General features: G+C 69.4%; 31 protein-coding genes and 1 pseudogene. 14 read left to right on the top strand and 18 right to left on the bottom strand.

What is annotated here, in order from left to right:
* Window position 1: 1 nt before the first annotated feature.
* Window positions 2–421 carry a TIGR03668 family PPOX class F420-dependent oxidoreductase gene (locus ACFYTQ_RS02175; RefSeq protein WP_387356332.1) on the top strand — a complete coding sequence of 140 codons (420 nt, stop codon included), beginning with the start codon at window positions 2–4 and terminating at the stop codon, window positions 419–421.
* Here the strand turns inward: ACFYTQ_RS02175 and ACFYTQ_RS02170 are convergent, their stop codons facing one another.
* Window positions 422–3013 carry a DNA translocase FtsK gene (locus tag ACFYTQ_RS02170; RefSeq protein WP_387356330.1) on the bottom strand — a complete coding sequence of 864 codons (2592 nt, stop codon included), beginning with the start codon at window positions 3011–3013 and terminating at the stop codon, window positions 422–424.
* 165 nt (window positions 3014–3178) lie between these two features.
* Between ACFYTQ_RS02170 and ACFYTQ_RS02165 the strand changes: the two genes are divergently transcribed.
* Window positions 3179–3973, top strand: coding sequence for an SAM-dependent methyltransferase (locus tag ACFYTQ_RS02165; protein ID WP_387356328.1), 795 nt, complete (start codon window positions 3179–3181; stop codon window positions 3971–3973).
* On the opposite strand, the gene ACFYTQ_RS02160 is transcribed toward ACFYTQ_RS02165, so the two are convergent.
* The 3 genes from ACFYTQ_RS02160 to dapA all read right to left on the bottom strand — a co-directional run bounded on the left by ACFYTQ_RS02160 (window position 3970) and on the right by dapA (window position 7916).
* Window positions 3970–4593 (bottom strand): TIGR03085 family metal-binding protein, encoded by a 624-nt coding sequence (locus tag ACFYTQ_RS02160; protein WP_387356326.1) that lies wholly within the window; start codon window positions 4591–4593, stop codon window positions 3970–3972. The two genes, ACFYTQ_RS02165 and ACFYTQ_RS02160, sit on opposite strands and share 4 nt — an antisense overlap.
* 135 nt (window positions 4594–4728) lie before the next feature.
* A complete protein-coding gene (locus ACFYTQ_RS02155) occupies window positions 4729–7011 on the bottom strand; it encodes an RNase J family beta-CASP ribonuclease (RefSeq protein ID WP_387356324.1) in 2283 nt (760 codons plus the stop codon).
* Entirely contained in the window at window positions 7008–7916 is a 909-nt protein-coding gene (gene dapA, locus ACFYTQ_RS02150) for a 4-hydroxy-tetrahydrodipicolinate synthase (RefSeq protein WP_387356322.1), read from the bottom strand. Before dapA ends, ACFYTQ_RS02155 begins: the two co-directional genes overlap by 4 nt.
* Before the next feature lie 133 nt (window positions 7917–8049).
* Here dapA and ACFYTQ_RS02145 point away from each other — a divergent pair, with 133 nt between their 5' ends.
* Entirely contained in the window at window positions 8050–8493 is a 444-nt protein-coding gene (locus ACFYTQ_RS02145) for a hypothetical protein (protein WP_387356321.1), read from the top strand.
* A 6-nt stretch (window positions 8494–8499) separates the two neighbouring features.
* On the opposite strand, the gene ACFYTQ_RS02140 is transcribed toward ACFYTQ_RS02145, so the two are convergent.
* The 5 genes from ACFYTQ_RS02140 to ACFYTQ_RS02120 form a co-directional block, all read right to left on the bottom strand.
* Complete coding sequence (locus tag ACFYTQ_RS02140) at window positions 8500–9531, bottom strand: hypothetical protein (protein WP_387356319.1); 1032 nt, start codon at window positions 9529–9531, stop codon at window positions 8500–8502.
* Window positions 9518–10801 (bottom strand): sensor histidine kinase, encoded by a 1284-nt coding sequence (locus ACFYTQ_RS02135; RefSeq protein ID WP_387356317.1) that lies wholly within the window; start codon window positions 10799–10801, stop codon window positions 9518–9520. The genes ACFYTQ_RS02140 and ACFYTQ_RS02135 overlap by 14 nt, the downstream gene beginning before the upstream one ends.
* A 19-nt stretch (window positions 10802–10820) precedes the next feature.
* Complete coding sequence (locus ACFYTQ_RS02130; protein ID WP_387356315.1) at window positions 10821–11495, bottom strand: response regulator; 675 nt, start codon at window positions 11493–11495, stop codon at window positions 10821–10823.
* A gap of 139 nt (window positions 11496–11634) precedes the next feature.
* Window positions 11635–11790, bottom strand: coding sequence for a hypothetical protein (locus ACFYTQ_RS02125; protein ID WP_387356313.1), 156 nt, complete (start codon window positions 11788–11790; stop codon window positions 11635–11637).
* Window positions 11791–12032: 242 nt separating this feature from the next.
* A complete protein-coding gene (locus ACFYTQ_RS02120; protein WP_387356311.1) occupies window positions 12033–12464 on the bottom strand; it encodes a hypothetical protein in 432 nt (143 codons plus the stop codon).
* A gap of 20 nt (window positions 12465–12484) precedes the next feature.
* On the opposite strand from ACFYTQ_RS02120, the gene ACFYTQ_RS02115 reads away from it, so the two are divergent.
* The 8 genes from ACFYTQ_RS02115 to ACFYTQ_RS02080 all read left to right on the top strand — a co-directional run bounded on the left by ACFYTQ_RS02115 (window position 12485) and on the right by ACFYTQ_RS02080 (window position 16386).
* Window positions 12485–12709 (top strand): hypothetical protein, encoded by a 225-nt coding sequence (locus ACFYTQ_RS02115; protein ID WP_387356309.1) that lies wholly within the window; start codon window positions 12485–12487, stop codon window positions 12707–12709.
* Window positions 12710–12993: 284 nt separating this feature from the next.
* Window positions 12994–13383: a hypothetical protein gene (locus tag ACFYTQ_RS02110; RefSeq protein ID WP_387356307.1), complete on the top strand. Its 390-nt coding sequence runs from the start codon at window positions 12994–12996 to the stop codon at window positions 13381–13383.
* Between the two features lie 3 nt (window positions 13384–13386).
* Window positions 13387–13554, top strand: a complete 168-nt coding sequence (locus tag ACFYTQ_RS02105) for a hypothetical protein (RefSeq protein WP_387356305.1) — start codon at window positions 13387–13389, stop codon at window positions 13552–13554.
* Window positions 13555–13730: 176 nt separating this feature from the next.
* Window positions 13731–13997 (top strand): hypothetical protein, encoded by a 267-nt coding sequence (locus ACFYTQ_RS02100; protein WP_387356303.1) that lies wholly within the window; start codon window positions 13731–13733, stop codon window positions 13995–13997.
* Between the two features lie 10 nt (window positions 13998–14007).
* On the top strand, window positions 14008–14454 hold the full coding sequence (locus tag ACFYTQ_RS02095) for a hypothetical protein (RefSeq protein ID WP_387356301.1): 447 nt from the start codon (window positions 14008–14010) through the stop codon (window positions 14452–14454).
* A gap of 48 nt (window positions 14455–14502) precedes the next feature.
* Entirely contained in the window at window positions 14503–14931 is a 429-nt protein-coding gene (locus ACFYTQ_RS02090) for a hypothetical protein (RefSeq protein WP_387356299.1), read from the top strand.
* A gap of 418 nt (window positions 14932–15349) precedes the next feature.
* A complete protein-coding gene (locus ACFYTQ_RS02085) occupies window positions 15350–15940 on the top strand; it encodes a helix-turn-helix domain-containing protein (RefSeq protein ID WP_387356297.1) in 591 nt (196 codons plus the stop codon).
* Window positions 15877–16386, top strand: coding sequence for a DUF5753 domain-containing protein (locus ACFYTQ_RS02080; protein WP_387356295.1), 510 nt, complete (start codon window positions 15877–15879; stop codon window positions 16384–16386). The genes ACFYTQ_RS02085 and ACFYTQ_RS02080 overlap by 64 nt, the downstream gene beginning before the upstream one ends.
* Here the strand turns inward: ACFYTQ_RS02080 and ACFYTQ_RS02075 are convergent.
* From ACFYTQ_RS02075 to ACFYTQ_RS02035, 9 genes and pseudogenes are all read right to left on the bottom strand, one after another.
* Complete coding sequence (locus tag ACFYTQ_RS02075) at window positions 16380–17087, bottom strand: hypothetical protein (protein ID WP_387356293.1); 708 nt, start codon at window positions 17085–17087, stop codon at window positions 16380–16382. The genes ACFYTQ_RS02080 and ACFYTQ_RS02075 overlap by 7 nt on opposite strands.
* A 187-nt stretch (window positions 17088–17274) precedes the next feature.
* Window positions 17275–17739, bottom strand: a complete 465-nt coding sequence (locus ACFYTQ_RS02070) for a flavodoxin family protein (RefSeq protein WP_387357001.1) — start codon at window positions 17737–17739, stop codon at window positions 17275–17277.
* 42 nt (window positions 17740–17781) lie between these two features.
* A pseudogene (locus ACFYTQ_RS02065) lies at window positions 17782–18002 on the bottom strand (flavodoxin family protein); the annotation flags it as partial.
* Between the two features lie 33 nt (window positions 18003–18035).
* Window positions 18036–18803: a MerR family transcriptional regulator gene (locus tag ACFYTQ_RS02060; protein ID WP_387356291.1), complete on the bottom strand. Its 768-nt coding sequence runs from the start codon at window positions 18801–18803 to the stop codon at window positions 18036–18038.
* A gap of 17 nt (window positions 18804–18820) precedes the next feature.
* Window positions 18821–19090 (bottom strand): DUF6510 family protein, encoded by a 270-nt coding sequence (locus ACFYTQ_RS02055; protein ID WP_387356290.1) that lies wholly within the window; start codon window positions 19088–19090, stop codon window positions 18821–18823.
* On the bottom strand, window positions 19087–19791 hold the full coding sequence (locus ACFYTQ_RS02050; protein ID WP_387356288.1) for a ferredoxin reductase: 705 nt from the start codon (window positions 19789–19791) through the stop codon (window positions 19087–19089). The genes ACFYTQ_RS02055 and ACFYTQ_RS02050 overlap by 4 nt, the downstream gene beginning before the upstream one ends.
* Window positions 19788–20387, bottom strand: a complete 600-nt coding sequence (locus ACFYTQ_RS02045; protein ID WP_387356287.1) for a sulfite oxidase-like oxidoreductase — start codon at window positions 20385–20387, stop codon at window positions 19788–19790. The genes ACFYTQ_RS02050 and ACFYTQ_RS02045 overlap by 4 nt, the downstream gene beginning before the upstream one ends.
* Before the next feature lie 15 nt (window positions 20388–20402).
* Window positions 20403–21365 carry an alpha/beta hydrolase gene (locus ACFYTQ_RS02040; protein ID WP_387356285.1) on the bottom strand — a complete coding sequence of 321 codons (963 nt, stop codon included), beginning with the start codon at window positions 21363–21365 and terminating at the stop codon, window positions 20403–20405.
* A gap of 122 nt (window positions 21366–21487) precedes the next feature.
* Window positions 21488–22084: a TetR/AcrR family transcriptional regulator gene (locus tag ACFYTQ_RS02035; protein ID WP_387356283.1), complete on the bottom strand. Its 597-nt coding sequence runs from the start codon at window positions 22082–22084 to the stop codon at window positions 21488–21490.
* Window positions 22085–22158: 74 nt separating this feature from the next.
* On the opposite strand from ACFYTQ_RS02035, the gene ACFYTQ_RS02030 reads away from it, so the two are divergent.
* From ACFYTQ_RS02030 to ACFYTQ_RS02020, 3 genes are all read left to right on the top strand, one after another.
* Window positions 22159–23160 (top strand): GlxA family transcriptional regulator, encoded by a 1002-nt coding sequence (locus tag ACFYTQ_RS02030; protein WP_387356281.1) that lies wholly within the window; start codon window positions 22159–22161, stop codon window positions 23158–23160.
* A gap of 276 nt (window positions 23161–23436) precedes the next feature.
* Complete coding sequence (locus tag ACFYTQ_RS02025) at window positions 23437–24147, top strand: alpha/beta fold hydrolase (protein WP_387356279.1); 711 nt, start codon at window positions 23437–23439, stop codon at window positions 24145–24147.
* A gap of 23 nt (window positions 24148–24170) precedes the next feature.
* Window positions 24171–24872, top strand: a complete 702-nt coding sequence (locus ACFYTQ_RS02020) for an alpha/beta fold hydrolase (RefSeq protein WP_387356277.1) — start codon at window positions 24171–24173, stop codon at window positions 24870–24872.
* Window positions 24873–25675 lie beyond the last annotated feature (803 nt).

Raw genomic sequence — 25675 nt, 5'->3', positions numbered from 1 at the left:
GGTGCGGATGGATCCGAGCGCGGCCTGGGATCGGTTCCGGGCGCAGCGCGTCGCGCGGCTGGCGACGGTGAGCGGCGCCGGGCGCCCGCATCTGGTGCCGGTGACCTTCGCCGCCGAACCCCCGGTGATCGAGATCGCCATCGATCACAAGCCCAAGACGACCACGAATCTGCGGCGGCTGCGCAATATCGCCGAGAACGACCGGGTTTCGGTGCTCGCCGACGAGTACGACGAGGACTGGACCCGGCTGTGGTGGGTGCGGCTCGACGGCGCGGCCCGGGTGCTGACCGACGGCGTCGAGCACACGGCCGCGCTCGACCGGTTGATCGCGAAATACGTTCAGTACCAACGCGTTCCGCCGAGCGGCCCGGTGATCCGCATCGAGATCGACACGATCGTCGGCTGGACCGGCGCGGCCTGACTACTCGGCCGGTCCGTCGGCGTCGCCGGGCGGCGCGTCCCCGCCGCCGCGGATCGCGTAGAGCGTGCCGGGCAGTTCGTCGGGTTTCACCAGCACGTCGCGGGCCTTGGAACCCTCACTGGGACCGACGATTCCGCGCGTCTCCATGAGGTCCATGAGCCGCCCGGCCTTGGCGAAGCCCACCCGCAGCTTGCGCTGCAACATCGACGTCGAACCGAATTGCGAGGTCACCACGAGTTCCACGGCCTGCAACAGCAGTTCGAGATCGTCGCCGATATCGGGATCGATCTCCTTGGCCTCGCCGGACTTGGCGGCGGTGACGCCCTCCTCGTACTCCGGTTCGGCCTGGTTCTTGGCGAAGTCGACGATGCGCGAGATCTCCTCGTCGGAGATGAACGCGCCCTGGAGGCGGGTCGGCTTGGACGCGCCCATCGGCAGGAACAGCCCGTCGCCCATGCCGATCAGCTTCTCCGCGCCGGGCTGGTCGAGGATGACGCGGGAGTCGGTCAGCGAGGACGTCGCGAAGGCCAGGCGCGAGGGCACATTCGTCTTGATCAGACCGGTGACCACGTCGACCGACGGTCGCTGGGTGGCGAGCACGAGGTGGATGCCCGCCGCGCGCGCCTTCTGGGTGATGCGCACGATCGCGTCCTCGACGTCGCGGGGCGCGGTCATCATCAGATCGGCCAGCTCGTCGACGATCGCGAGGATGTAGGGATACGGGCGGTAGACGCGCTCGCTGCCCAGAGGCGTGGTGATCTGGCCCGACTTGACCTTCTTGTTGAAGTCGTCGATGTGGCGGACCTTGCTGGCCTGCATGTCCTGATACCGCTGTTCCATCTCCTCGACCAGCCAGGCCAGCGCGGCCGCGGCCTTCTTGGGCTGGGTGATGATCGGGGTGATCAGGTGCGGAATGCCTTCGTACGGAGTCAGTTCCACCATCTTGGGGTCGATGAGGATCATCCGGACCTCGTCGGGGGTGGCCCGCTGCAACAGCGAGACCAGCATCGAGTTCACGAAACTCGACTTGCCCGAACCGGTGGAACCGGCCACCAGCAGATGCGGCATCTTGGCGAGGTTGGCGCACAGGAAATCGCCCTCGATGTTCTTGCCGAGGCCGATCACCAAGGGGTGGTGGTCGTTTCGGGTCGAGGGGGCCTTGAGCACGTCGGCGAGGCGGACCAGTTCGCGATCGGCGTTGGGGACCTCGATGCCCACCGCGGATTTGCCGGGGATGGGCGCGAGCAGGCGGACGTTCTCCGTCGCGACCGCGTAGGCGATGTTGCGGGCGAGCTGGGTGATCTTCTCGACCTTCACGCCCGGCCCGAGTTCGACCTCGTAGCGGGTGACCGTCGGACCGCGCACGAATCCGGTGACCGCCGCGTCGATCTTGAACTGCACGAGCACCTCGGTGATCGCCTCGATCATCGATTCGTTGGCGGCGCTGCGTTTCTTGGGCGGGTCGCCGTCGACGAGCAGGGACAGCGGCGGTAGGTGGTAGTCGCCCTCGACCTCGCGTTCGGGGGCGAACTCGAGTTGTTCGGGGGCGGGCGGTTCGGGGGTCTGGTCGACGACCTTGGGAGCCTTGCGCGCCTTGGGTTTCGCGGGCGCGGGCGGTTCGGGCTCGGGGGTGACGATGTCCTTGGCGTCGCGCAGCGGCGGTTCGCCGAGGGCCTCGGTGACCGCGTCGGAGCCGCCGAACTCGTCGGGCGGGTAGTTCTCCTCGGGGGTGCGGCCGCGCTTGCCCGTGCCGGGGTGGATCGGGAAGCCGTCGTCGTCGTAGTTCTCGGGATCGTAGCGGCCGTAGCGCCCGTCGTAGGCGTCGTATTCGTCGCCGCCGGTGCCGGTGCCGAACAGCCGCCGCAGTTTGGCGGGGACCTCGCGCACGGTGGTGCCGGTGATCAGCAGCAGGCCGAACACCATGGCCAGCAGCAGCAGCGGGACCGCGAGCCAGGAGGTCAGGCCGTCGCGCAGCGGGCCGCCCGCGACGTAGCCGACGAAGCCCGCGGCGTGCGCCCGGCCGTGCTGATCGGCCGGGGCGCCCGCGGCGATGTGCCACAGGCCCAGCGCGGGCAGGCCCAGGAGCAGACCGCCCAGGACCAGGCGGGGGCGGATCTCGGGGCGGGGTTCGGTGCGCATGAGCACGACCGCGATGGCGGTCGCCACGAACGGCATTGCGCCCGAGGCGGATCCGCCGATCCAGCGCACCGCGGTGTCGACCGCGTGCCCGACCGGACCGCCCGCCGACAACCACACCGCGGCCGCGATGACGACGCTGAACCCGATGAGCGCCAAGGCGATTCCGTCGCGGCGGTGCCCGTGCTCGATCTCCCCCGCGCGGCTGAGCGTGCGCGTGGTCGCGCCCACCCCGCGCGCGAGCATGTTCCAGCCGTTGCCCACGCCGCGGCCGAAGACCGCCAGCGGGGCCGTGTTCGACCGCGGCCGCGGCGCCGGACGCCGCGTCGCCGTGGTCCGCCCGCGCGCCGTCGTCCGCGCCCGTGAGCTTCCCGAACGGGTCCGCGCCGGGGCCCGCCCCCGGCCCGTTCCCGCCCGCGAACTCGACGCCGTACTGCCGCGGGACTTACCTGCCATGCCCCTCAGGCTAACCGCAACGTCCCCATCCAGACCATCCGCAACACCCACACCACCGGTATCCCGCCCGACGCGCCCGAGGGAAATCGTCACTGAGCCGACGCGACGGGACCGGTGCTCCTACGATGTATCTGCATGTCCCAGCCTCACGTTGGTGTGGTCCCGATGAACGACGAAGACGTCAAAGCGGGTCAGGCGAAGCCGAGCATCGCCCGAACCTACAGTTACCTCCTCGGGGACCGTGATTACTACACGGTCGATCAGGAGGTCGGTCAGTATTTCACCGAATCCCTACCGGGTTCCGTTCGCATCGCCACCACCGCGCGCCGGGCGGTCGAACGGGCCGTGCGCGAGATCGCGCGCGACGGCGTCGCCCAGTTCATCGACTTCGGCTGCGGATTACCGACCGTGGACAATGTGCATCAGATCGCGCAGCGGGAGAATCCGGCCGCGCGTGTGGTGTACGTCGACAACGATCCCATCGTGGTGGCGCACGCCCGCGCGACCCTGGCGACCGACGCGCAGACCATCGTAGTCCAGGCCGACGTCCGCGACCCGCGCGCCATTCACGACGACGAGTCGGTGCGCGCGCTGTTGGATTTCGAGCGACCGGTCGGGCTGTTGTTCAGCGCCGTCCTGGGCTTCCTCAACGACGACGAGAACCCCGACGGGCTCATGCGGTTCTGGGTCGACCACATCGCCTCGGGGAGCCGAATCTACGTGTCGCACTTCCGATCCGGGTTCAACGAGGAGACCGTGGCGACCGAACAGAAACTCCAGGGCACCTGGGGTCGCGGCCGCTGGCGCACCGACGCGGAGATCGCCACCCTGTTCCGCGGACTCGAACTGCTCGAGCCCGGTCTCGTGCCGTGCGCGCTGTGGCGGCCGGGACCGGAGGGGCCGAGCGAGATCACCTCGTGGGAGCAGCTGATCGTCTCGGGTCTGGCCGCCAAACCCTAGATGCTGCGGTCGGCCTCGAACACGGCTCGCACGTTCTCCGGCGATCCGGAGGTGTCCAGCCGAACCTCGTTGCGGCCGAACGCGTGCAGCACCAACTCCGACGGCTTGCCGGTGAGCACGACCGCGTCACCGCCGATATTGTGGGCGGTCACGCGCTCCCCGTCGGGCGTCGCCAGCACCACGCTGACCGGGGATTTGCGGTAGGCCATCTTGGCCATGCGCCGCAACGCCTTCCACAGCTGGGTCTCGTCCTCGGCGCTCAATTCCCGTGGCTGCCAACCGCTTCGGCCGCGGCGCACGTCCTCGTGATGGACGTACATCTCGGTGAGGTTGGCGACCGCGTCGACCGGGCGCAGCGGCGACCACCACGGCGGCCCGGTGCGGATCTGCTCCAGCAGTTCGGCGAACGGGCGGCGCGCCGCCGACGCCTGCACCGAATCCAGGTATCCCGCAAGCGGTTTCAGCAGGATGCCCGGCGCGGCGTCGGGCCTGCGCTCGCGCACCACCAGATGCGCGGCCAGATCCCGCGCCGTCCACGTCCCGCACAGGGTCGGCGCGTCCGGCCCCGCCTCGGTCATGGTGACGACCAGGGCGGCGCGCTCACGCTGAGCCATACTCATGCCCCGAGAATAGCCCTCCGACAGGGGCTCATTCTGTGGCCGCGGCCACACTCAGGGGCCGACGCCCGTGGGCTCATTCGCCACGGCCGCACTCACACGCCGATGACCGTGGACTGCAATCCGCGGCGGCCACACTCACACCCCGATGACCGTGGGCACGATCATGGGGCGGCGGCGGTAGGTGTCCGCGACCCAGCGACCGACGACCCTGCGCACGCTCTGGGCGATGCGGTGGGTTTCGGTGACGTTCTCGGTGGCGAGGCGCATGAGTTCGGCCTCGACCAGTTCCTGGGCCTCGACCAGCGCGCCCGGATCGTCGGAGAAGCCGCGGCCGGAGACCTCGGGCGCGCTGACCGCCTTGCCGGTGGCCGCGTCGACGGCGACGGTGATGGCGATGAAACCGCCCTCGCCCAGGACGAGACGATCCGACAGCGTCGACTCGCCGACATCGCCGACCGACAGGCCGTCGACGTAGACCTGCCCGACCGGGAAGCGGCCCACGATCGAGGCGATGCCGTCGACCAGATCGACCACCACGCCGTCCTCGGCCAGCACCACCCGATCCTCCGGCACGCCCGTCGCGATCGCGAGCGCGGCATTGGCCCGCAGATGCCGCCATTCCCCGTGCACCGGCATGGCATTGGTGGGCCGCACCGCGTTGTAGAGGTAGAGCAGCTCACCCGCCGACGCGTGGCCGGAGACGTGCACCTTCGCGCTCTGCTGGGTGACGACGGTCGCGCCGAGGCGGGCCAGGCCGTTCACGACCGCGAAGACCGCGTTCTCGTTGCCCGGGATGAGCGAGGACGCCAGCACCACGAGATCGTCGGGCCGGATGTTGATCTGCCGATGGTCGCCGCGGGCCATGCGCGACAGCGCCGACAGCGGCTCGCCCTGCGATCCGGTGGAGATCAGGACCAGCTTGTGCACGGGCAGATTCGCGGCCTGATCGAGATCGACCAGCAGGCCGTCCGGGATGTTGAGATAGCCCAGGTCCTGCGCGATCTGCATATTGCGGACCATCGACCGCCCGACGAAGCAGATCCGCCGGTTGTAGCGCTCGGCCACGTCCACGACCTGCTGAATGCGGTGCACGTGGCTGGCGAACGAGGCGACGATCACGCGGCCGGTGGCCTTGCCGATGACGTTGTCGAGCACCGGCCCGATCTCGCGTTCGGGCGTGACGAAGCCGGGAACCTCGGCATTGGTCGAGTCGACCAGGAACAGGTCCACGCCCTCGTCGCCGAGCCGGGAGAATCCGGCCAGGTCGGTGAGGCGGCCGTCGAGCGGCAGCTGATCGAGCTTGATGTCACCGGTGTGCAGCGCGAGCCCCGCCGGGGTCCGCACGGCCACCGCGATGGCGTCGGGGATCGAGTGGTTGACCGCGAAGTACTCGCAGTCGAACGGCCCGTGCGTGGTCCGCTCGCCCTCGGTGACCTCGATCAGCTTGGGCTGCAAGCGATGTTCGCGGCACTTGGCCGCCACCAGCGCGAGGGTGAACCGCGAGCCGACGACCGGAATGTCCGGGCGCAGCCGCAGCAGGAACGGCACGGCCCCGATGTGATCCTCGTGACCGTGCGTCAGCACGACGGCCGCGACCTCGTCGATCCGGTCCTCGATCGGCCGGAAGTCGGGCAGGATCAGATCGACGCCCGGCTGCTGATCCTCCGGGAACAACACCCCGCAGTCGATGATCAGCAACTTGCCGTCGTACTCGAAAACGGTCATGTTCCGGCCGATTTCGCCGATCCCGCCGAGCGCGAACACCCGCAACCCATTGCGCGGCGCCGCGGGCGGCAACGGCAGCGCATGCGGATCCGCCACCACCGGCTGCGGCTCCGCCTGCGGCTCGGACCGATTCCGTCCACCCTGCCGCCCCCGATTCCGCCGCCCCCGCGAATCCCCTTGTCCCCCACCACGTTCCGGCTCCCGCCGCGGCCCGGAGGTATCCCGCTGTCCACGCCCGGTCTCCCGACCACCCCGCCCGGATTCCCGTTCGACGCGGCCGGTCTCCTGCCCGCCGCGCTGGGACTCGCCCTCGGCACGGCCACCATCCCGCGCGGGTTCCCTTTCGGCACGGCCACTTTCGCGACCCGAGCGCTGGGACTCACCCTCCGCACGGCCACCCTCACGCGCGGATTCCCGTTCGCCACGGCCACTTTCACGACCGGAGCGCACGGACTCACCCTCGACAGGCCCGCTCGCCGCGGAGCCGCGCTCCGCCGGGGCCTGGGCTTGCTCCGCGTCGCGCAGGGTCGCCTCCGCCTCGCGGGCGATGCGCTGGGCCTGACGTTCGTCGGCCCGTGCCTGCTCGGTGACCTCGACGGGCGGGGCGGGTTCGGGCGCTCCGGCCGCGCGGCTGGCGGCTCTGCGGCGCACGCGGCGGTTGGTCGTGGGGTCGTTGGCGTTCGGGTCGGTCATGCGCACACTCCCGCAGCGTCGAGGTCGGCCGCGATGGCGAGCAATTGGTCGGCGTCGGGCAGCAGTTGGGGCAGGCGCGGGGCGCCCACCTCCACGCCGAGCAGGCGCAGCGCGCCCTTGGTGAGGGCCACGCCGCCCACCCGCGCCATGGCCCGCATCAACGGAAGCATGGAGGCGTTGAGTTCGCGGGCGCGCACGACCTCGCCCGCGAGGTACGCGTCCCGCAGCTGCACCAGCCGCTCGGGCACGAGATGGCCGATCACGCTGATGAATCCGACCGCGCCCACCGACAGCCAGGGCAGGTTCAGCACGTCGTCGCCGGAGTAGTACTCCAGCCCGGTCTCGGCGATGATCTCCGCGCCCGCGCCCAGATCGCCCTTGGCGTCCTTGACCGCGATGATGTGCGGATGCTCGGCGAGCCGCCGCAGCGTCTCCGGCGCGATCGGCACCACCGAGCGCGGCGGAATGTCGTAGAGGGTGACGGGCAGATCGGTGGCGTCGGCGACCGCGGTGAAGTGCGCGACGAGACCCTCCTGCGACGGCCGCGAGTAATACGGAGTCACCACGAGCAACCCGTGCGCACCGGCCCGCTGCGCGTTGCGCGCCAATTCGATGCTGTGCGCGGTGTCGTAGGTCCCGGCCCCGGCGAGGATGTGTGCGCGGGAACCCACGGCGTCCACGACCGCGTGCAGGAGATCGAACTTCTCGGACTCGGTGGTGGTCGGCGATTCGCCGGTGGTCCCGGAGACCACGAGCAGGTCGACTCCCCGGTCGACCAGGCGGTGCGCGAGCGCGACGCCGGCATCGACATCGAGCTTGCCCTCGGCGGTAAAGGGGGTCACCATCGCGACACCAACCGTGCCGGACGCGCGCAGCTCTGTTCGCGTCGATTCACCGTACGTCATGGTCAGCAAGGCTACCCGGTCGTCGCGGACGCGTTGAATTGTTGTCCGCGTTCGCGGGCGAGTCCGCCCCACAGTCGATCATGACATCATATTGCCGCTTGCGTGACGCCATAGATGACGTCACGCTGGTGTCATGGATTTGAACGCCTACACCGCCCGACTGCGCGAGGACCTGGTCGCCGCGGCCGCTCTGGGTGACGAGAAGACTCAGGCCACGGCCGCCGCCCTGGCCGCGGCCACCGAGAACGCCGCCCGGCTCACGCTGCTGGCCGCCCTGTCCGAGCTGGCCGCCGAGATCAGCACCGCCCTCGGCGACCGCACCGTGCACGTCTCGGTGGACGGCACCGACGCCCGAATCGACGTGCGCCCCAACACCACCGACGAACCCCACAACCCGACCTTCGAGGAGATGACCGGCGACATCAGCCGCGTCACCCTCCGCCTCGTCGAGAACATCAAGTCCCGCGCCGAGGAGGCCGCCGCCCAGAGCAACCAGTCGCTCAACGCGTGGATGTCGACGGTGGTCCAAGGGGCGCTGCGCGACCAGATGAGGCGGGCGGGGCGCTCGGAAGGCTGAGCGTTCTCAGTCCAGCACGGTGACCGCGCCCTGCGTGTCGATCTCGGTACGCCGGTCGTGCTCCGGAGAATGCGCGAGCACGGTCGCCAAAACCCGGCGGCCCACGGGCAGCACCCGCACGGTCACCGACCCGGTGTTGGCGGCGTCCAATTCCCTTGTGGCGGCGTCGATTACGCGACGCCGTACCCAGGGCGGCGCGCCCGCGAAGCCGCCGTCGTCGAGCAACACCACCTCGACCCCGCGCGCCCGCGCCCCGCGCGCCGCGCCGCTGAGTTCCTCGGTGACCAGCTGCGGCGCGCGCAGCCCGTCGCGCAGTTCGGCCTCGAGCAGTCGGCATTCCTCGCGCTCGGCGACGGTGAGATCGGCGCCCTCGGCGATGCGTTCGAGGATGGGCCGCGCGACCCGGTCCAGCCGGCCGAGCTGCCGGACGCGTTCGCCCTCGGCGGCGGCCATGGTCGCCTCGGCGGCCGCGCGGATGGTCGCCTCCTCGCGCAGCCGCCGCAGCGATTGCTGGGTCGGCCGCATGATGACCGCGAAGGCCGAGATCGCCACGACCGTGCCCACCGGCACGATGGGCGCGACGATGGTGCCCGCCGACTGCCCGATCCGCGCGCCCCACATTACGATCACCGCCGCCACGCCGGCGACCCCGAGCCACGCCCAGCCCATCCGCCCGCGCAGCACCAGCACGGCGAGCACGTACGAGGACGCGAAGGTGGTCCACAGCATGTGGTGGGTTCCGGTGTTGGACATGGTCAATGCCGAGGCCACGGGCGCGCACGCGGCGACGAACGCGGTCACCGGCAACGGCAGCGGATCCACCGGGACGGCGAGCACGAGCGCGCCCGCCGTGGCCAGCATCGCGGTCGCGGTCAGCGCCGCCGCGGCCGGCGCGGTGGCCAAATTGCCGAGCATGTAGAGCACGATGGTCAGTTCCAGGATCACCAGGAACAGCCACGCCATCCCGCCGCGCAGGCCGAGCAGATCGCGAAACCCGAAGCGCGCGTCCGCATCCGGGGACAGATCAGGGTGAGCCATCGCCACCCCACACCAATGTCACCGAAGTGCCCTCTCCCGGTTGGGATTCCACGAATCCCGCCCCGCCCGCGAGCCTGCGCATACGACCCAGGATGCTCACCGAGATGCCGAGCCGATCGGCCGGAACGTGGCTCACCTCGAATCCCGCGCCGTCGTCGGCGAACACGATACGGATACTGCCCGCGCTGATCGTGCAGGTCACCGTGCGCCGCACCTCCCGGCCCGGCACCGCGGCGTGGCGGAGGCTGTTGCGGACCGCCTCCCCCAGGGCCGCCGCGAGGGTCGCGGCCACCTGCACCGGCATCCGCAGATCGTCGAAGCCGGGCCAGGTGCGGGTGGCGAAGCGGATGCTCGGATTGATCTCGTGCACAGCCGATCTCAGGAACAGGACCGCGGCGCGGGCGTCGAGCACATCGGGTTCGTGGGCCTGGACGCGGATCTCGTCGAGCTGTTCGAGGGTGCGCTCGGCCTGCCGCCGCAGCACCTCCGAACTCTCCCCGCCGCGGGAGGCATCCAACAGGGTGGACAGCACCGCGTCGTGGATGAGGGCCGCGAACCGGGCGCGTTCGTGATCGCGCGCGGCGGCCGCGGCGGCGGACGCGGCCCGGCGGCTCGCGATCGCCGACTCCCGGTCGACGTGCGCGGCGGCGCTCAGCGCGCGCGTCGCGCACCACACAAACAGCGCCGACAACCCGAAGATGCGGGCGAACGCGGCCAGCGCCGAGGCCGTCGTGAACGGTTCCAGCAGATACACATTCGTCGACGCCGCCGCCGCGGAACTCACCACGAGGTAGACCACGGCCGCGCGGGCCGGCCAGGCCAGCGTCGCCGCCACCACCCCCAGCGGCACCATCCGGTACAGCCACAGCGACTCCGCGTCGATGGTGTGCGCGTGCAGGGCGAACGGCGTGGTGGCGAACGCGGCCAGCGAACTCACCGCGGCGGCCCCTGCGGCCGCCCGGATCCACCGAATGGGCGCGACGACCGACACCACGGCCAGCACCGGGAACAGCGCGAAGGTCGCCGCGACCGCGACCGGGGTCCACCAGTGCGCGGCCTGATCGGACTGCTGGGTGATCTCGGGCAGATCGACCAGCCCCATGATCACGCCGCCGATGCCGACCGACAGCCCGAGCCGCCGGATGATCCGGCCGAACGCCACCGCGGTCAGATCCCGTTCCGCGGCCGACCGGTCGCGCCACCACGCCGCGACGCGCGGTAGTGGGCCCGACCGGGACAACGATGTCTCCACGGCGCCGACGATCACCACGACGCCTCACCCACCAATGTCATCCGCGAGGCGCGCGCTCGGGCACGGGCAGCCAGCCGTCCTCGACGGCCCGCTTGTACAGATCGGTCTTGGTCGGGGCCGGGCGACCGGCGTCGGCGTACTTCTGCCGGATGCGGCCCAGGTAGTCGTTGACGGTCTGCTCGGACAGTCCGGTCAGCCGGGCCACCCGCGACGCCTTCTCCCCCGAGGCGTACAGCGTGAGCACCTCCTGCTGGCGCGGGCTCAGTCCCACGTCGGACAGCCGCGGATCACTGTCGATGGCAGCCGCCCAGTCGGTGGTCACCACCTGCTCCCCCGACGCGGCCGCACGCACCGCCGACACCACGGTCGCCACGTCCTCGGATTTGCGGACCACGCCGAGCACCCCCGCCCGCGCGGCCGAGCGCACCAGGAACGGATTGTCGGCCCCCGTGAACACCAGCACCTCGAGCCCGCGCTCCCGCAGGGCCCGCACATTGTCCTCCGGATCGGACCCGTCGCCGAGCCGCAGATCGAGCACCACGAGATCCAATTCCGGTGCGCCGGAAAGCAATTCGCCCACGGTCCCCGCGGTGGTGACCAATTCCAGATCCGCCTCCGGCGCGAGCATGGACGCCAGGCCGAGCGCGACCGATTCGTGGTCCTCGACCAGCCCGATCCGGGCCGGCCCCGACCTCCGCTGTACCGTCTCCACCACAGTCACCTTCTTCCACGTCCCTCGCGCCCGATTCCCGCCACCCGCAGGCAGATCCCGCAGCCTACCCGTTTGTCGAGTATGCCGGGACCGGGCGAGGGAGCGTGAGCCACCAGAATTCGGGGGTACGGTGTTCGGGCTATCCCATCAGCGTGGCGGCAAGCGTCCCGCCCAGTTCCCGGCACTGCTCCCGCACCTGCTTGTCCGGCTCCCCACCCGCGATCAACGCCGAGACGCGATGGAAGTTCGGCCATATCCCGGCCATCACCGAGATTCGGGCGGCGCTGTCGGGCACCCTGCGACCACGCCGAGCTGATCGCCGACGAGGGAGGCCTGCCGCGTGAGATCGAACCGACCCTGGATGCGGTCTGGCCCGCCATCAAGGCACTGGGGCCGCCCTGTTCCGCGACGGCCGGGCGGGCATGACGCCGTGCTCGCGGCCCTCGGGGCACGGTCCGACGCCGACATGCCGCTGATCCGCAGCCTGATAAAGGCGAAGGTGTGGATAGCCCCGGGCTCCGCCTGAGTGTGTCAGTACTAGTCCAATCCAGGCATCTGCTGCCAGCGACCCCACAGCTGCCAATCACCGTCGCTTCGGTGCTGCCATCCGTCAGGTTCTGGACCGTGCTCTGCGAATCGCAACAAACGGGATTCAGCCCACTGTGCGAACATGTCGCGCTCTTCGCCTGCAATGCCCGGACGAATCGCAACCTTCATCATGAGCCCGCCGTCGACTTGGCGGACCAGGAGGCACCCACCTATGTCGGGCTCATCCTCACGTCCGAAGTCGGTCTCCTCCAAGGGCACACCAAGAGCCTCCAGGCGATTCTCTGCGTCCATGTCGCCAAGGTACTGGCCAAGTACCTGAAAGTTCGACACCTTCACCGTGCCGCGCACAGAGCTGTGATCAGGGGAAATATGCCAGAAAATGCCCGCCCGGCGTGGTGTCCAAGCCTTCAAAATCTTCAAAATAATTCGAGAGAAGCGAAATGGCGGTTACCACGACCAGCCCAATCACGGCGCTGACCGCTGCCCCCGCACTGGTCGCGCGCCGTGCCGCCACCCGCCCCACAACCCCGGCCGCCCTGGCTGCGCGGCTCATCTCCGGCTGCAACGTCACGCCGACCATCGCGCTGCTGTCGGCCGCGCTGCGCCGCGCCATAACCTCGTCGGGACAGCAGATCATCATCTCGACCCCGCCCCGCACCCGGTAAGTCGGTGCTGACCTCTCAGGTCGGCCCAGTGGCGGCGCTGGCGGAGCGCCCCGACGCGCGCGTGATTCTCACCAGCTACGGCGACGGCCTCGCCCGCGAGCACTCCCACGCAGCCCGCGCGCTGATCACCGAGCACTCGCGTGTGCTCGGGTTCGAGCTGCGCGGCGACAAGACCGCCATGGGCCGCTGGCGCGTAGACGGCCACGACGGCGGCCTGCTCGCCTCGGGCATCCTGTCCGGCATCACCGGCTTCGGTGCCGATCTGCTGATCGTGGACGACCCCAGTGAAGAACGCCCAGGCGGCCGAGTCCGCGACGTATCCCCGCAGGGTGATCCACGAGTTCCGTGCCTCGCTGATGACGCGCCTGCACCCCGGCGGGTCGGTGGTCATCGTCGGCACCCGCTGGCACCCCGAGGACTTGATCGGGACGCTCCTCGCCGAGGAGCCCGACGTGTGGGACCACATCAACATTCCGGCCGTCGCCGAGACCGGCATCCCCGACGCGCTCGACCGCTCCCCCGGCGCGGCGATGGTCTCCGCGCTCGGCCGCACTGCTGAGGAGTTCGCCGCGCTGCGCCGCACCGTCGGCAAACGGACCTGGTACAGCCTGTTCCAGGGCGTACCAGCGCCACCCGAAGGTGGGCTGGTGCGCCGCGAGTGGTTCGACAGCTGACGATTGCCGGCCGAACCCGAACGGCCGGTGTTCACCGTTGTCGGTGTAGATCCGAGCGATTCCGGCCGGGGCGATGCGTGCGGGCTCGTCGCCGCCTCGATCACCACCGAGGGCATCGTCGTGGTTCACCGCGACCTCTCGAAGCCGATGATCTCCGACGAGTGGGCGTAGCCGCCGTGGAACTGGCGCGCGACACCGGAGCGTCCGAAATCGCCGTGGAAGGCTTCGCCGCCCGCGAGACCTACACCCGCGTGGTTCGGGATGCGCTGCGCCGGTCCAGGACTGACCGGACGATCCGGGTCACGAGCTGGTCGCCTCGGGGATCTGGCCGCGGTAGCGGTGACGCGATGGCTCGTAGTTCCGCATTCCTCCAGGCGCTGGAGTTCGGGACGTGCCGGATCGCCGGTCACCTGCCCGCGCTGGAAGCGGCTGCGGTGACCTGGAATGCCGGACAGCACCAGCCCGACGCGCTCGCCGCCCTCGTCGTCGCCTATGACGTGCTGGTCCACGCGGCCGGACAGCGGATGCGGTTCGGTTCGCCGCTGACGGCCGAACGCAAGTTCGGCGAGGGCGGAGCCGTGACGGGATGTCAGAGTTACTGCGCCGCAGGCTAAGTTGACCGGTATGGACAACGAGAGCGCCCCGACCGGGCGGTGTCGACCGATTCCCGAGCGGGCGGTATGTGCCGTCGAGAACTGCACCTACGCCGATACCGATGGAGGGCTGGCGGAAGGAGGCCGCACGCGACTTCTCGAATACCTCCAACGGCCACCGGAGGATGCCGACTGCAACTGTGCAAAGTGCCAGGCCCGGAACCAGCCGTTCACCTTCGAAGAAGCCGTGGGAGTTCTCGATCATGTCTCGGACCGGATCGCCGTGCTCTATTTGCTCGGAAAAGTCGACCTGACCGGTGGCTTCACGTCCTGCGACAACTGCGGGCACTGGCTGCCTTCCTTCGCGGACTCGCCATCGTCGACGCCTGGCACCTTGGAGTTCGCGCGCTGCCCCTACCACCCCGACGGCCGAGCGTGGTCGGGCAGCCCTGGAGAAAACACGCCACGCAACCTCTAATCGCGGCGGTAATCCGCAAAGTCCTGAGTGTCGGAGCGGGGTGCTTGGATGGGCTTCGTGATCGCCTTCCTCCACTCCAACGCGGGTATCTACGTCACCGCGACCATCGGCTTGGTATTCCAGTTGGCCGGTGTCTATCTCGTCGTGCGGGACCTGATGCAGGCGCATGGCATGGCTCGCAAGTTCACGGACAACATGAACATCATCGAGAAGGCTCATCAAGAGCTGCAAGATGATTCGATGGCCGTCGCCCGTGAGTACACCCAGGGCGAGGACGAGGCGTGGTCCACGATGATCCGCCCGACTGTCGAGATCGACATGCGCGCTCGGAAGGTCGAGTTGGTGACGCGCCAGATCGTCGGCTACTTATTATCCGAAGTGCAGGTTCCGAACCGCTGGAAGACATGGATCGGCCCGGCCGCGCTCCTCCTGGGCATCGTGCTGGCCTACGCGGCTTCTATGCTCTCGGTCCGGTGACCGCTGCTCAACCCGGTCCGTGGCAGCCGCTCCGCCGCCGGTCCTCGGCCTCGATGCGAGTGGGGATTCCGTTCACCGACTCCTTCGACGGGATGCGCTCGGGCCAGCAAATAGCACCGACGATGACCGCCAGCGGTAAGCCGATCACAACGACCCACAGCACGGCGCGGCCCACGGAGGCATAGCAGGCCGCCCCGCACCGCGACCAACAGGCGCTCATCCACCGGCGTCTGTTCCACGGCTGCGAGGGCGGCGACCACGTCGGCGTGGAGTTCCACCTATTCGGCCATCGGAATCGGCCAGCCGTCCGCTCCGACCACCTCCCAGGTTCCATCGCTGTGCTGGAGGTAGCGCCCGCCGTCCATGTCGTCCCCTGTCGTCTCGCTGGTGGCTTGCACCGGTCGCCCGGGGACACAACTTGTTCGATGACGAGACGGTGGCGTTTACGACGTTCGCCAAGACGGGAGAGTTCATGGGCCTGTCCATCACCACCGATCCGGAAATCGGTCGGCCTGTGCGTTCGGGCACGGGCGACGTTGTGGCCGAAGGGAATCGACCACGCCCGCTACGCCGACAGCGAGTACGCGCACGCGCCGTGAGAGCTGTTGATGACGCACGGGCCGCGCTCGGCGCACGCCTTCGGGAGCTGCGCCGAGCCGCCCACCTGTCCGGCGTCGATCTCGCTGCTCGGTGCGGCTGGCATTCCAGCAAGATCAGCCGCATCGAGCGCGGGAAGCAAGCGCCGTCCGAAGCCGACCTCGCCGACTGGTGCGCAGCCTGCGACAGCATGGCCGTCCTGGATGACCTGGTGGCGAGCCTGCGCAACCTGCGCGCGATGTACATGGAGTGGCAGCGCACCTTGGCCGCCGGGCACGCGCACCGACAGCGCCAGTCCATCAAGACCGAAGGCGAGACCCGACTCATCCGCTGCTACGACCTCGACACATGCCCGGCCTGTTGCAGACCGAGGACTACGCCCGCGCGATCCTGCGCGTCTGCATCTCCATGATCGGCGGTCGTGACGACCTGGAGGAAGTCGTCGCGATGCGGATGGCCCGCAAGGGCGTCCTGACGCGCGCCGGGCACCCCTTCCACATCCTCATTGGAGAGGCCGCGCTCTATCCGACAGTCGGCGGCAGCACGGTGATGGTGGAGCAGCTCGAACACCTCCTCGGCGAACTGGACCGGCCCAACCTCCGGCTCGGCGTGATCCCGCTGGACACCGACTATCGCGCCCCGGCGACGAACTTCGTCATGTACGACCGCGCCCAGGTGCTCACTGAGACCGTCAGCGCCGAGCTGACCATCACCGGGCCCTCCGAGATCGCATTGCACGAGAAGACGTTCGCCGTGCTCGCTGAACAGGCCGCCTACAGCGACGCAGCCCGAGCGCTCACCGTGCGAGCGCTGGAGCGGCGTACAGGGCGTAACAATGACCGCCGCTACCCCTACTGAGTTTCCACCGCCGTGTCGATTTCGGCCTCGTCATCAGACTCAAGAATTGAATTTCCGCCATCGTTGTCACTATCAGCATGAAATGCCTTGTGCGAATCGAACGCGGCAATTCCGAATATTCCGTCGTCCTGGTGCGACTTGAGGTATTCCTCAATTTCCTTGGCCGTTGCGCCTTCACGCAGTTTTGTCGATATCTCCCGATGAAATAGGAGGGGGAGGCCTCCAACATAGTCCGCGTAGCTCGACTGCCACAGCGACCGGTATACACGCATCTCGGGAGTCACGTCGTAGTCGGTGAACCAGGATTCGTCGCTTTGCTGGAACTTCCAGGCGAAGCGGCGCGATGACAGTGTCGGTCGGCGACCAGCGGCGGTAGCAGTACCGCGAACAGCGAGCGTCTGACCATCCTTCAGCTTCTGCGCCTGTGCACCTACCCCAGGCCACAGATGAAAGACCTGAGACGTGGTCGCCCCGGCTTCAAGCCGTACGGAAGGCTGGGTGATGGCAGCCGCGCGATCATCACCCTTCGCGTAGAACAGCCAGGGGACGAACGACTTTCGACCCCTCCGCCGCCAACTCGTGCGCCCAACGTCCAGGGCGATGTTCTCAACCGAAACAGCAGTCCGGCCGATGTTCGTCACTCGCACACGAACGCATTCAATCCCAAAGTGATTCGCAACTGGGATATCGGAGTCGCGCATGACGTTTCCCCACGACCTTCTTTTAAGTCCCGAAACTGCGCGAGTCGTGCTCCACTCGTCATGGAACTCGAAAACAAGCTGTACGCGCAGCCTTGCCCCCGAGAGTCGATAGAGCGTCAGCTGCCAGACCAATGAGAAAAGCGAAACTGCCGCACTCGCAGTCGACACAATGACCGCGATTGTTGCCTTATCCAAGTGATGTCTCCATTAGTTGAGCGGCGATGGTCGCGCCGAGTTCCCAGCAGGCTTCGAGGTCATCCTTGGACGGCTTGCCCGACACCACTACGTACTCAGCCGCCTTCACCCACCCCAGCCCAGTCGTGATCGAGGTGACGCCCTTCTCCGCGCCCTCGGTGCCCTCGTTGCCGTGGAAGTACGCCCCGAACGGCCGCCCTCGGGTCGAATCGAGACAGGGGTAGTAAATGACATCCAGCCCGTGTTTCAGGCCGCCGCTCATGTACCCGAGGTTCGCCGGAGTGCCGAGCACGTACCCGTCGGCCTCCAGCACGTCGGTCGGAGATAACGACAGAGCGGCGCGGCGCGCAACCTCCACGCCCTCAATCTCCGGGTCGGTCGCGCCGGACACCACGGCCTCGAACATCGCCTGGCAGTGCGGCGACGGGGTGTGATGGACGATCAGGAGCCGTTTCACGCCGCCGACCTCGCAGTACTTGTAATAGACGGGTAAGTAGACAAACGATGCTTCAACGCCCCAGACATGTACCCCAGATTCGCCGGAGTCCCCAACAGATACCCATCCGCCTCGAGCACATCATTTGCGCTCACCCCCAACTCCGCCCGCCGCACCACCTCGACCCCCTCGATCTCCGGATCGTTCGCCCCCGCCAACACGGCCTCGAACATGTCCTGCATGAACGGCGAGGGGGTGTGATGGATGATCAGCAGGCGGGTCATGGGTCGAGGGTAAACGAGACCGATCGTGTGACGTCAGCTGTGACGCCGCCGGTTGGCGAGGATGGCGTCGTGGATGTACCGGGACAGCCCCGGTGCCATGTCGTTGTAGTTGAGGCCGATGCGGCGGTTGTCGCGGTAGTCGGCGGCGAGGTGGGCGTGGGTGTCGTGGTCGCAGTCGTGGAACCAGCGTTCGAGGTGGAGGCGGTGGCATTCGGCGAGGTCCATGGCGACGGGGGCGTCGGCGGGGATGTTGGCGCGCAGGGCATCGGCGAGGGCCTGGTGGATCTCGCGTTGTTCGGCGCGCAGGGTCAACCATTCCGCCTTGGTGTAGTCGGCGCTGCGTTCGCGGCGCTGCGCGAAATGCGTTGTGCCGCCCCACCTTCGCTCGGCCTCGGCGGCGCGGTCGATGAGGCGGTCGTCCCCGAACACCTCGAGCCGCTCGGCCGGGGTGAGGGCGATGCCCGCGGCCCGCGCGGCCAACTCCTTGTCGATCACCGCGATCATGTCGGTGTAGCGAGCCACCCGCTCGCTCAGCAGTGCGCGCTGGCGGCGCAGGTGGTCCTCCTCGGACACCTGCGGATCGTTCAGGACCGCCGCGATGGCGTCGAGGCCGAGGCCGAGTTCGCGGTAGAACGGAATGCGTTGCAGCCGTTGCAGATCCGCGTCGCCGTAGAGCCGGTAGCCGGACGCGCTGCGGTCGGTCGGTGTCAGGAGGCCGATCTCGTCGTAGTGATGCAGGGTGCGGATGGAGACGCCGGTCAGCTCCGCGACCGTTCCGACGGTGTGCTCGATATCGTCCATGCGGCCACTGTGCTGCCTCACGTCGCGTGAGGGTCAAGCGGAAAGTGCAGGGAGACACCGTCGCCCAACCGCAGCCAGCGCCCGTGCGGCGTCACGGTCAGCGTGAGGATCTCCGCATGGCAGCCGGGGCACCGCGCGACCGTGCCCGGCGCCCGCGTGTACACCAACATGGCGGCCACCGGCCGGACATTTCCGCACCCACCGCAGCGACACGGGCACGCGGTGACGTCCGCCGCGAACAACTCGGACAGGATCCCGGCGAGCGCGTTACCGTCGAGGTGACTCATCCGAACCGCTCCGTTCTGACCGCACCCGGCGCATGACCGAGCGAAACCAATTGCGCCGCAGTCGCTTCCACGAAGCCGGTCGGGCCGCACACGTAGCAGGTGACCTCGGGCCCCGGCGGCAGGGTGTGCTCACGCAATTCCTCGAGCGTGAGACGACCGGGCAGACGAGGATCACCCGGGGGCGCGGCGCGCGTGTAGGCGAGGAAGATCTCCTCGTCGGCCAGTTCATCGCGATAGAACAGCGAGCCCGGATCACGCAACACGTACACCACCCGAAACGGACTGTCCGCCATAGCCTTTCGCCGAGCCCGCAGCATGGCCGCGATGGGCACGATCCCCGACCCGCCCGCCACCAGCACCGCCGGAGCGGGCCGCGCGGGATCCCACACGAACCACCCGCCCACCGGCCCCCGAATCTCGATCGACGCCCCCACCGGCAACCCGTCGACCAGATACCCCGACACCTCCCCGTCGGTCACCCGCTGCACCGTGATCTCGACGAACTCCCCATCGAAAGGCGCTGCGAGGGAATAGCTCCGCTCGGCGTGATACCCGTCCGGCGCGGTGAGCCGCACATCGATGTGCTGCCCCGGCAGATGCCCCGGCCAGTCCGCCACCCGCAGCCGCAGCGTCCGGGCCGAGGCGGTCTCGAACCGATCCGCGACCAACTCGGCCGGACGCCACCCGCGCGGCGCGCTCAATCGCCCTGATACCGCTGCTCGCGCCACGGGTCCCCGTATTCGTGATATCCGGCCGTCTCCCAGAACCCGGGCTCGTCCTCGTCCAGCAGCCGCAACCCCCGCACCCACTTCGCCGACTTCCAGAAGTAAAGGTGCGGCACGAGCAGTCGCGCCGGGCCGCCGTGCTCGGGGTCGAGATCCTCCCCGTCGAACGAGTGCACGATCCACGCCTGCCCGTCGGTCAGGTCCGCCAACGGCAGATTCGTGGTGTAGCCGCCGTAGCTGTGCGCCACCGCGTACTCCGCGGCGGTGTCCACCTCCGCCAGCAAGGTGTCCAGCGCGACCCCGACCCAGTCGGTGTCGAGCTTGGACCACCGTGTGACGCAATGGATGTCGACGTGCGGCCGCTCCTGCGGCAGCGCCCGGAACCGCGCCCAGTCCCAGCTGTGCCGGACCCCGGCCTCGGTGACGATGGTGAACTCCCAGGCGTCGCGGTCCACCCGCGGCGTCGGCCCGGCCGACAGTACGGGGAAATCCTCGGTCAGGTACTGCCCGGGTGGCAGCCGATCGTCACTCGGGCGCGGCCGGCCGTGGAAACCGGGCGAGAAGACGCTCATAACCGACACTCTCTATCAGCTGTGCAGGGCTCCGCGCAGCACCGACACGGCCTGCGCCACCGCCGCCTTGGCCGCCTCGGTGTCGTGCAGCGCGTTGACCATGACGAAATCGTGGATGATCCCGCCATAGCGCACCGCGATCACGGGCACCCCGGCCGACCGCAGCTTGGCCGCGTACGCCTCGCCCTCGTCGCGCAGGACGTCGGCCTCCCCGGTGATGACCAGCGCCGGGGGCAGCCCGGCCAGCTGCTCGACGGTCGCGCGCAGCGGCGAGGCGGTGATCTCGGCGCGCTCGGCCGCGCTGGTCGTGTACTGATCCCAGAACCAGCGCATCCCGTCGCGGGCGAGGAAGTAGCCCTCGGCGAACTCCTCGTAGGAGGGGGTGTCGAAATTGGCGTCGGTCACCGGATAGAACAGCACCTGCTGCACGAACGACACATCGCCGCGCTCCTTGGCCATCAGCGTCAGCGCGATCGCCATATTGCCGCCCACCGAATCGCCCGCGATCGCGATTCGCGAAGTGTCCCAACCCTTTTCGCCGCCCTCCGCGCGCACCCACTGCGCGACCCGGTAGGACTGCTCGTTGGCGACCGGATACCGCACCTCCGGCGACCGGTCGTACTCGGGGAACACCACCGCCGCGTGCACCCCGACCGCCAGATCGCGCACGAGCCGATCGTGGGTGTGCGCGTCGCCGAACACCCAACCCGCCCCGTGCGTGTAGATCACCACCGGCAGCGGCCCTTGCGCCCCAACGGGTTTGACGATGCGCACCCGCACCGACCCGGTCGGCCCGCCCTCGACGGTGATCCACTCCTCGTCGATCTCCGGTTTGAAGATCAGGCTGTCCTGCACCCCGTCGACCGTCTTGCGGCCCTCCTCGGGCGAAAGCTGGTACAGGAACGGCGGTTCCGAGGTCGCGTCGACGAACGCCTGGGCGGCCGGTTCGAGGGAGATGCCGCGCGGATTGCCCGCCATGGGTCCTACCTTCCGTCGTGAGGACGTGCGCGCTGCGCGCACGGACCGAGTCTGCGCCCGCGCGCCCGCCGCCGGCCCCGACCAGACGGCCAGGTTTCGCTGAAATCAGGACACGGTAGGGGTCACCGGTCGGCCCACGCCGGCGGCAGCGCGGCGCTCGAGATGTCGGCGATCCGCTCCAGCCGCTCCACCGGCACCCCGATCCGGCTCGACTGGATCAGGCCCTGGGCGACGAGCACGATGTGCGCGCTCAGCGCCGACAACTCCGCCTCCTCGATCGCGCCGTCCGCGGCGGCCCGAAGGCGTTGCGCCACATCGTTTTCCATGGATTCGGTGGTGCGCGCGCCGAGGGCGATCACCTCGGGCACCCGCGCGCCGAGATGGGCGATGCTGTTGAGCATGAGGCAGCCGCGCCGATCCGGATGCGAGGCGCAGTCGGCGACGATCGCCCGCAGCAGCGCGCGCACCGCCGCGCGGGCCGAGCCGGGCGCGCCGGAGATCACCTCGCGCACGAAGCGGGCCCGCCCGTCGCAGTAGCGTTCGAACGCCGCCAGGAACAACCCGCGTTTGCTGCCGTACGCGGCGTAGATGCTGCCGTTGCCGACGCCGGTCAGCTTCGACACGTCCTCGACGGAGGTGTTGTCGAAACCCTTGGCCCAGAACAGTTCCGTGGCGGCGTCGAGCAGCTCCGATTCGTCGAACTGTCGCGGCCGTCCCATGTCGTCACCGTACCAAGGTGCGATATCCGGCACACCGCTTGTTCTGGAGCGCTCCCTCCACAATACTGATTGACATGTCCACCAACGGCGGGAAGCCGACCCCGCGCCGAATCGGGATCCTGGTCTTCGACGGCGTGAAGATGCTCGATTTCGTCGGTCCCGCGGAGGTGTTCGTGGAGGCCAATCAGTCGACGTCCGGGTACGAGGTGGTGCTGGTGTCCGCCGACGGCGAGGATGTGCAGACCTCCATCGGCGCGCGGGTGACGGTGGGCTGTTCGGCCGCGGACGCGGGGCGGTTCGACACGGTCGTGATTCCCGGCAGTGAACTGCATCCCTCCCGGTTCGTCACCCCCGACGTGCTGGCGGCGGCGCGGCAATTGTCCTGGAGCACACGGCGTTTGGCGTCGATTTGCAGTGGGGCGTTCGTGCTCGCGGAGCTGGGCCTGTTCGACGGGAGGCGGGCCACGACGCATTGGAAGTTCACCGCGGATCTGGCCCGGCGGTTCCCGGCCGTCGCGGTCGAGGCGGACGCGATCTTCGTGCGCGACGGCAATCTGTACAGCTCGGCGGGCGTGGTGGCCGGGGTGGATCTGGCCCTGGCGCTGGTGGAGGAGGACCACGGGGCCGATGTGGCCCGCCGCGTCGCGCAGTCCCTGGTGGTGTACATGCAACGCGCGGGCGGCCAATCCCAGTTCTCGGCGTCGCTGACCGGTCCCGCGCCGCGCAGTTCGGTGGTCCGCGCGGCGGTCGACGCGATCTGCGCGGATCCGGCCTTCCCGCACACCGTCCAAACCCTCGCCGCCCGCGCCCGAGTCAGCGTCCGCCACCTGACCCGCCTGTTCCGCTCCGAACTCGAACGCTCCCCCGCCGAATACGTCGCCTACATCCGATTCGGCCTCGCCCGCGACATGCTGCACGCCGGTCACACCGTCACCGAGGCCGCCATGGCCGCGGGCTACGGCAGCAGCGAGGCCCTCCGCCGCGCCTTCATCGCCCGCCTCGGCGTCTCCCCGCGCAAATACCAACAACGCTTCCGCTCCACCCTCACCGACCTCACCACCGAGGCCGCGTCCTGATCCAGTCACGGACGACGCGGCCCACACCGCCGAGCCCACGCCCTCTAGTCCAGCCACGCCAGGACGCCAACCAGACCAGGCGACGGTCCGGATCCGAGCACGTACGACGCCCGCCACATGACCGAGGCCACGACCCTGAGGGCTTGCGGCCCTACGACTCCGCGTGGGCCGAGCGCGCGGCCTGATCGGGGGGATTCACGGCCCGCCGGGCGGGGCGCGGGGCCGGTGGGGGGCGCGAGACTGGCGGGGTCCCAGGCTCGTTCAGGAAAGGCCGTTATGTCCTCCGCCACAGTCGTTCTCGTGCACGGCGCGTTCGCCGATGCCGCCAGTTGGTCTCCGGTCACCGAGCGGCTGCTCGACCGGGGGGTGCTGGTGGCCGCGCCGCCGGTGTTCAATCGCAGTCTGGCGGCCGATGCCGCCTACATCCGCTCGTTCGCCGAACGGATCGATGGGCCCGTTCTGCTGGCCGGGCACTCCTACGGCGGTGCCGTGATCACCGTGGCGGGTGTCGCCGAGAACGTGGCCGGGCTGGTGTACGTCTCCGGGTACGCCCTCGAGGAGGGCGAGAGCCTCGGTCAGTTGCAAGGTGGTTTCCCCGATTCGGATCTGGCCGCGCACCTGGTGTATTCGCCGTATCCGACCGACGGCGAACCGGGCACGGACGTCTCCGTCGAGGTCGACGCCTTCCCGGAGGTCTTCGCGGCCGGACTCGACCCGCGCCGCGCGGCCGTGCTGGCGGTCTCCCAACGTCCGCTGTCCGCGGCGGCCTTCGGTGAGCCCGCCTCGGCCGCGGCCTGGAAGACCAAGCCGGGCTGGGGGATCGTCTCCACCGCGGATCGCACCATCAACCCGGAGGTCGAGCGCTTCGGCTACCGGCGCGCGGGATTGCGTGCGGTCACCGAGATCGACGGTCCGCATCTGATCATGCAGACCCATCCCGACGAGGTCGTGGCCGTCATCACCACCGCGCTCGACGAATTGTCCTGAGCCACAATCCGAAAGGACATCAGATGACCACCATCGTGCTGGTGCACGGCGCGTTCGCCGACTCCTCCAGCTGGAACGGCGTCGTGGAACGCCTGACCGCCGAGGGACATTCGGTGCTCGCCGCCGCGAATCCCCTGCGCGGCTTGGACTCCGACGCCGCCTATATCGCCTCGGTCCTCGACACCGTCGACGGACCGTGCGTCCTGGCCGGGCACTCCTACGGCGGCAGCGTGATCACCGTTGCGGCACAAGGCAAATCGCAGGTGACAGCCCTGGTCTACATCGCGGCGTTCATCCCCGACATCGGCGAGAGCGCCCTCGAACTGACCGACAAATTCCCCGGCTCCACCCTCGCCCCCACCACCCGCCCCGCCGACTATCCGCTGCCCGACGGCGGCACGGGCACCGAACTCTACATCCGCCCCGACGAGTTCCCCGCCCAGTTCGCCGCCGACGTCCTCGTGGGCACCGCACGCCTCATGGCCGCCACCCAGCGCCCGGTCGCCCTGACCGCCCTGCAACAGCCCGCGACCGCCGCCGCCTGGCGCACCATCCCGGCCTACGCCCTGCTCACCACGGACGACAAGAACATCCCCATCGAGGCACAGCGCTTCATGGCCGAGCGCGCGGGTGCCGACAGCGTGGAAACCACTGCCTCGCACGCGGTTTCGGTCTCGCGCCCGAACGAGGTCGCCGAGCTGATCGGCCGCGCAGCCCGACGCTAGCGTCGAGGGTCGCGGGGCGGCCGTGCCTCCCCGGCCCCGCCGCGAGATCCGTGGCGGGGCCGATGGGAGATCACCGCAGCCGACGGTCCACATCGACGGTGGCCGCCGAGCCGAGACGGCATAGGCGAGCCGAGCCGGGGCTCGGCGGGACGAAGCGGCCGGGACGAGCCGAGCCGACCGAGCGCGGCGGGCCGGGAGCAGGCCGGGCCGGACGCGGCGCGACGGAGAGGTCGGGTCGACCCGGCCCAGCTCGACGAGACGCAGCGGGCGGAGCCGGATCGGAGCAGGCCGGAGCGCAGCGAACGGAGCGGGTCGAGCCGGGCGCGGCGCGATGGAGGAGGTCAGGTCGACCCGGTCCAGCTCGGCGCGACGTACGGGCCGAGCCGGACCGGAGCAGGCCGGAGCGCAGCGAACGGAGCGGGCCGAGTATGACCAAGCCGGAGCGCGGCGCAACGGGCCGGGCCGAGCGCCGCGCGACGGAGCGGGCCGAGCCGGGCCATGCCGGACCGAGCGCGTCGGGACGGAGGCGGGCCAAAGCGGGCCGGAACCGAGGCTGGGCCAGGGCCGAGCCGGGTCCAAGGCTGGGCCAGGGCCGAGCCGCGGCCGAGGCTGGGCTGGACTGGGGCCGAGGCTTGGGCTGGGCTGGGCTGGGCTGGGCTGGGCTGGGCTGGGCTGGGCTGGGCTGGGCTGGGCTGGGCTGGGCTGGGCTGGGCTGGGCTGGGCTGGGCTGGGGAAGATATATCGTTTCGGCAACAAGGGGGCAATACCGGCTCGATACCGTTCTGCGCATCGGATTCCCGCGA

This window comes from Nocardia sp. NPDC004068 (genome assembly GCF_042874315.1).
GTDB lineage: Bacteria > Actinomycetota > Actinomycetes > Mycobacteriales > Mycobacteriaceae > Nocardia.
The sequence above is the reverse complement of the archived record's forward strand: the minus strand, read 5'-3'. Positions and strand labels throughout refer to the sequence as shown.

What these genes read in the sequence shown, in the direction of transcription:
- ACFYTQ_RS02030 (WP_387356281.1), top strand. Translation starts at nt 22,159, where the DNA reads ATGTCCACCAACGGCGGGAAGCCGACCCCGCGCCGAATCGGGATCCTG.
- ACFYTQ_RS02140 (WP_387356319.1), bottom strand. Translation starts at nt 9,531, where the DNA reads ATGGCTCACCCTGATCTGTCCCCGGATGCGGACGCGCGCTTCGGGTTT.
- ACFYTQ_RS02145 (WP_387356321.1), top strand. Translation starts at nt 8,050, where the DNA reads ATGGATTTGAACGCCTACACCGCCCGACTGCGCGAGGACCTGGTCGCC.
- ACFYTQ_RS02170 (WP_387356330.1), bottom strand. Translation starts at nt 3,013, where the DNA reads ATGGCAGGTAAGTCCCGCGGCAGTACGGCGTCGAGTTCGCGGGCGGGA.
- ACFYTQ_RS02160 (WP_387356326.1), bottom strand. Translation starts at nt 4,593, where the DNA reads ATGAGTATGGCTCAGCGTGAGCGCGCCGCCCTGGTCGTCACCATGACC.
- ACFYTQ_RS02095 (WP_387356301.1), top strand. Translation starts at nt 14,008, where the DNA reads ATGGACAACGAGAGCGCCCCGACCGGGCGGTGTCGACCGATTCCCGAG.
- ACFYTQ_RS02075 (WP_387356293.1), bottom strand. Translation starts at nt 17,087, where the DNA reads ATGCGCGACTCCGATATCCCAGTTGCGAATCACTTTGGGATTGAATGC.
- ACFYTQ_RS02080 (WP_387356295.1), top strand. Translation starts at nt 15,877, where the DNA reads ATGCCCGGCCTGTTGCAGACCGAGGACTACGCCCGCGCGATCCTGCGC.
- ACFYTQ_RS02060 (WP_387356291.1), bottom strand. Translation starts at nt 18,803, where the DNA reads ATGGACGATATCGAGCACACCGTCGGAACGGTCGCGGAGCTGACCGGC.
- ACFYTQ_RS02025 (WP_387356279.1), top strand. Translation starts at nt 23,437, where the DNA reads ATGTCCTCCGCCACAGTCGTTCTCGTGCACGGCGCGTTCGCCGATGCC.
- ACFYTQ_RS02090 (WP_387356299.1), top strand. Translation starts at nt 14,503, where the DNA reads ATGGGCTTCGTGATCGCCTTCCTCCACTCCAACGCGGGTATCTACGTC.
- ACFYTQ_RS02100 (WP_387356303.1), top strand. Translation starts at nt 13,731, where the DNA reads ATGGCTCGTAGTTCCGCATTCCTCCAGGCGCTGGAGTTCGGGACGTGC.
- ACFYTQ_RS02035 (WP_387356283.1), bottom strand. Translation starts at nt 22,084, where the DNA reads ATGGGACGGCCGCGACAGTTCGACGAATCGGAGCTGCTCGACGCCGCC.
- ACFYTQ_RS02045 (WP_387356287.1), bottom strand. Translation starts at nt 20,387, where the DNA reads ATGAGCGTCTTCTCGCCCGGTTTCCACGGCCGGCCGCGCCCGAGTGAC.
- ACFYTQ_RS02165 (WP_387356328.1), top strand. Translation starts at nt 3,179, where the DNA reads ATGAACGACGAAGACGTCAAAGCGGGTCAGGCGAAGCCGAGCATCGCC.
- ACFYTQ_RS02055 (WP_387356290.1), bottom strand. Translation starts at nt 19,090, where the DNA reads ATGAGTCACCTCGACGGTAACGCGCTCGCCGGGATCCTGTCCGAGTTG.
- dapA (WP_387356322.1), bottom strand. Translation starts at nt 7,916, where the DNA reads ATGACGTACGGTGAATCGACGCGAACAGAGCTGCGCGCGTCCGGCACG.
- ACFYTQ_RS02020 (WP_387356277.1), top strand. Translation starts at nt 24,171, where the DNA reads ATGACCACCATCGTGCTGGTGCACGGCGCGTTCGCCGACTCCTCCAGC.
- ACFYTQ_RS02155 (WP_387356324.1), bottom strand. Translation starts at nt 7,011, where the DNA reads ATGACCGACCCGAACGCCAACGACCCCACGACCAACCGCCGCGTGCGC.
- ACFYTQ_RS02115 (WP_387356309.1), top strand. Translation starts at nt 12,485, where the DNA reads ATGGCGGTTACCACGACCAGCCCAATCACGGCGCTGACCGCTGCCCCC.
- ACFYTQ_RS02040 (WP_387356285.1), bottom strand. Translation starts at nt 21,365, where the DNA reads ATGGCGGGCAATCCGCGCGGCATCTCCCTCGAACCGGCCGCCCAGGCG.